Origin of the sequence: Limnohabitans sp. (assembly GCF_044373035.1) — a bacterium.
In the GTDB taxonomy this organism is placed as follows: Bacteria; Pseudomonadota; Gammaproteobacteria; order Burkholderiales; family Burkholderiaceae_C; genus Limnohabitans_A.
Genome location: NZ_JBILQU010000162.1, coordinates 1 through 4083 on the forward strand (window position 1 = coordinate 1; position 4083 = coordinate 4083).

The 4083-nt window shown below is 56.3% G+C and carries 3 protein-coding genes and 1 riboswitch; all 3 genes read left to right on the forward strand.

Annotation, left to right across the window (positions count from 1 at the left end; genetic code table 11):
- Positions 1-40: 40 nt before the first annotated feature.
- Positions 41-781 carry a HipA family kinase gene (locus ACIQ47_RS14985; protein WP_396438855.1) on the forward strand — a complete coding sequence of 247 codons (741 nt, stop codon included), beginning with the start codon at positions 41-43 and terminating at the stop codon, positions 779-781.
- A complete protein-coding gene (locus ACIQ47_RS14990) occupies positions 778-1614 on the forward strand; it encodes a DUF3037 domain-containing protein (protein ID WP_396438856.1) in 837 nt (278 codons plus the stop codon). The genes ACIQ47_RS14985 and ACIQ47_RS14990 overlap by 4 nt, the downstream gene beginning before the upstream one ends.
- Before the next feature lie 178 nt (positions 1615-1792).
- Positions 1793-1893: riboswitch (S-adenosyl-L-homocysteine riboswitch) on the forward strand.
- Positions 1894-1948: 55 nt separating this feature from the next.
- The coding region (locus tag ACIQ47_RS14995) for a dihydropteroate synthase (RefSeq protein WP_396438857.1) at positions 1949-4083 on the forward strand (2135 nt) is incomplete at its 3' end.

Genomic DNA, 4083 nt, shown 5'->3' on the forward strand with positions numbered 1-4083 from the left:
GAACAACAGCCACATTGATCGATAAGATGTCGCAATGACCATGAATCAGCCTGTTGTCGTTATCGAAGAAGTGATTGGTCGTGCCCATCAAGGCGCAACCGAGCCGTTCATTTGTCGTGGCGAAGATGGCCTGATTTATTACGTCAAAGGCATTGGTGCTAACCGCCGCAGTCAGGTGGCTGAGTGGGTGTGTGCCCAGTTAGCGACGGCGTTTGGCTTGCCCATTGCGGATTACGCCTTGGCCGATGTGCCCCAAGCATTGATCGATGCCAAGGTACGTGCAGATATTCGTGAGTTGGGTGCCGGCTTGAGTTTTGCATCTTGCCAATTGCCGCATGCGCAAGAGTTCAGCATCAGCATGTCGGATAGGGTCTTCGACGATTTGGCCATGGATGTTTTGGTGTTTGACTGGTGGGTTCGCAACGACGATCGCAAGCTCACCCCTCTGGGCGGCAACGTCAATCTCTTGTGGGAAGTGCGTGCGAACGAATTGAAGGTCATTGACCACAATCTTGCTTTTGATCGGGATTTCAAGCCAGATGACTTCTTGGCTGGGCATGTGTTCCGTGACCATTGGAACCGGGTGTTTGGTGACCTGGATCTGAGACAACACTATATGAGCCGAATAGAGGGATGCCTCCAGAACTTGTCTGGGCTGCGTGATAGCATTCCAGATTCCTGGTGGTGGCTGGACGAGGGTGTCCTAGCCGATGTCACTTGGGATGAGATTGAAGTTGTTTTGCTCCGCGCCCGCCAACCTCAATTCTGGGACTGCCAATGACCAAGTTTGCTTGCCAATACGCTTTGCTGCGTTTCCGCCCGTTTGCGGAGACGGGTGAGTTTGCGAACGTCGGTATTGTTTTGCTGGCACCCGAAGCCCGCTTTTTTGGGTTCAGACTGTTGACTCGTTACGGCCGGATTACCCAGTTTTTCAAAGAACTAGATAAAAAGGTTTACATCAACGGTCGGGGGTTGTTCAAAGAAGAGTTGGAGCGCTTTGCAGCCCAGTTACGCAAACTGGCGTTGGATGGTCGCAAGACCGTACCCGATGTGCGCTTGGCCGTTGATCTGTTTGCCGAGTTGGTGCGTCATCGCGAGGCGATTCTTCAGTTTGATGAGCGCCGAGTTGTTCTGGCAGATGACCCCAAGGCCAAACTTAATGCGCTTTATGACTATTACGTTGAGCGCAATTTTGTTACCAAAGAGTATCAAGAGCGTTTACTCGAAGGCAGCATCCGCAAGCTGCTCATTCGTGCCAAGGTGGCTGATAACTACCGTCCAGAAAAACTGGGCGATGCAGACTTTGCCGTGAACTTTCCTTTTGTTCGCATGGCCGAAGGACACGCAGATCGGGTCATCAAGCCTTTGTATTTGGCTCAGAACGACACCACTAAAATCATCACCCACGGAGGCCAATGGGTCGATAAGATTCGCCGCTTGCGCAAGCGCCAGGCGCTGCCAGAACGTGTCCTTTTTCCGGTAACTGCCCCGTTGTTGAATACGCGTGCTTACCTCGCGTTTGAAGAAATCCGCGAAGACTTGGCCGCAGCGCATGTGGAAATTGTGCCTGCTGCCAGCGATCAGCAAATTTTGGAATTTGCGCAAGCACACTGAAAAAATCTCGATGTTGTCAGGGTTGCTTTGTTATATGAAACGACAAATAACAACCATAGAAAAGAGATATTCTCTATACAAATCAAAGGGTTAGGGATCTGGTTGTTATCTTTTGCCATGTTGGTCATGGCCTTCGGTGTGACGATCTGGCAACTTAGTTGAGCGCGTAAAATAAAGCCTTCCCAAGGAGCGTTGCAGCCCGCCGCCGTTAAGGTGCAGCAGGTCAGGCTTGGGGCCGTTCAATGTCTGAATGATTTTGCACAACGACGCTCACCTTCAATTCCAAGGTGAGCCCGTGTCCGTTGTCGCGTCTGAAATCGTGTCTGTTCCCCCCATGAAGTTGTCCGGTCTGGAGCCTGTCTCCATCGGCACCGGGTCGCTGTTCGTCAACGTGGGCGAACGCACCAACGTGACCGGCTCCAAGGCCTTTGCCCGCATGATCCTGAACGGCCAGTACGAGCAGGCCTTGGCCGTGGCGCGTCAGCAGGTCGAAAACGGCGCACAGGTCATTGATGTGAACATGGACGAAGCCATGCTCGACAGCCAAGCGGCCATGGTGCGCTTCTTGAACCTGATGGCCGGAGAGCCCGACATCGCCCGCGTGCCGGTGATGGTGGACTCCAGCAAATGGTCGGTGATCGAAGCCGGTCTGCGCTGCATCCAGGGCAAGGGCATTGTCAATTCCATCAGCATGAAAGAAGGCTTGGACGAGTTCAAACGCCAAGCCAAGTTGGTCAAGCGCTACGGCGCCGCTGCGGTGGTGATGGCGTTTGACGAAAAAGGCCAAGCCGACACCTACGCACGCAAGGTCGAGATTTGCGAGCGCGCTTACCGCGTGTTGGTGGACGAGGTGGGCTTCCCGCCGGAAGACATCATTTTTGACCCCAATATTTTTGCCATCGCCACTGGCATCGAAGAGCACGACAACTACGCGGTGGACTTCATCAACGCCACGCGCTGGATCAAGCAGAACCTGCCCGGTGCCAAGGTCTCGGGCGGCGTGTCCAACGTGAGTTTTTCATTCCGGGGCAACGACCCGGTGCGCGAGGCGATCCACACCGTGTTTCTGTACCACGCCATCAAGGCCGGCATGGACATGGGCATCGTCAACGCCGGCATGATGGGAGTGTACGACGACCTGGAGCCCACACTGCGCGAGCGGGTCGAAGACGTGGTGCTGAACCGCGTGCCCCAATACAAAGAAGGCGAAGCGCGCTTGACCCCAGGCGAGCGCCTGATCGAAGTGGCCGAAACCGCCAAGGGCGCGGCCAAAGACGACAGCCAAAAGCTGGCTTGGCGCGGCACGCCCGATGCGCCTGTGCGCGTGGCGCAGCGCCTGAGCCATTCTCTGGTGCACGGCATCACCGACTTTATCAGCGACGACACCGAAGAGGCCTACCAAGAGATTCTGGCCAAGGGCGGACGCCCGCTGCATGTGATCGAAGGCCCCTTGATGGACGGCATGAACGTGGTGGGCGATTTGTTTGGCCAGGGCAAGATGTTCTTGCCGCAGGTGGTCAAGAGTGCCCGCGTGATGAAGCAGGCCGTGGCGCATTTGCTGCCCTACATCGAGGCCGAAAAACTCGCACAAGAAGCGGCGGGCCAAGACGTCAAAGCCAAGGGCAAGATCGTGATCGCCACCGTCAAGGGCGATGTGCACGACATCGGCAAAAACATCGTGACGGTGGTTTTGCAGTGCAACAACTTTGAGGTGGTCAACATGGGCGTGATGGTGCCCTGCCACGAAATTTTGGCCAAGGCCAAAGCAGAGAACGCCGACATCATTGGCCTGTCGGGCCTGATCACACCCAGCTTGGAAGAGATGCAGTACGTGGCCGCCGAGATGGAAAAAGACGCTTATTTCCGTGACCGCCAAATGCCGCTGTTGATTGGCGGGGCGACCTGCAGCCGCGTGCACACCGCCGTCAAAATTTCGCCCCACTACAGCGGCCCGGTGGTCTATGTGCCCGACGCTTCGCGCAGTGTGGGTGTTGCGCAAGGCTTGTTGTCTGAGCAAGCCGCCAAGTTCATCGCCGACTTGAACAACGATTATGACAAGGTGCGCGAGCAGCACGCCAACAAAAAACAAACCCCCATGTGGACGCTGGCGCAGGCCCGCGCCAACAAGACGCCGATGGACTGGTCTCAGGGCGTGCCCACTCCCCCGAAGTTCATTGGCCGGCGCGTGTTCAAAAACTTCGACCTGGCCGAGATCGCGCAATACATCGACTGGGGCCCCTTCTTCCAGACCTGGGATTTGGCCGGACCTTTCCCCGCCATCCTGGATGATGAGATCGTAGGCGAGCAGGCGCGCAAGGTGTATGCCGACGGCCAGGCCATGCTCCAAAAAATCATCGACGGCCGCTGGGTCACGGCCAATGCGGTGATGGGTCTGTACCCCGCCAACACGGTGAACGACGACGACATTGCGCTGTATACCGACGCCTCGCGCAGCCAGGTCGCCATGAC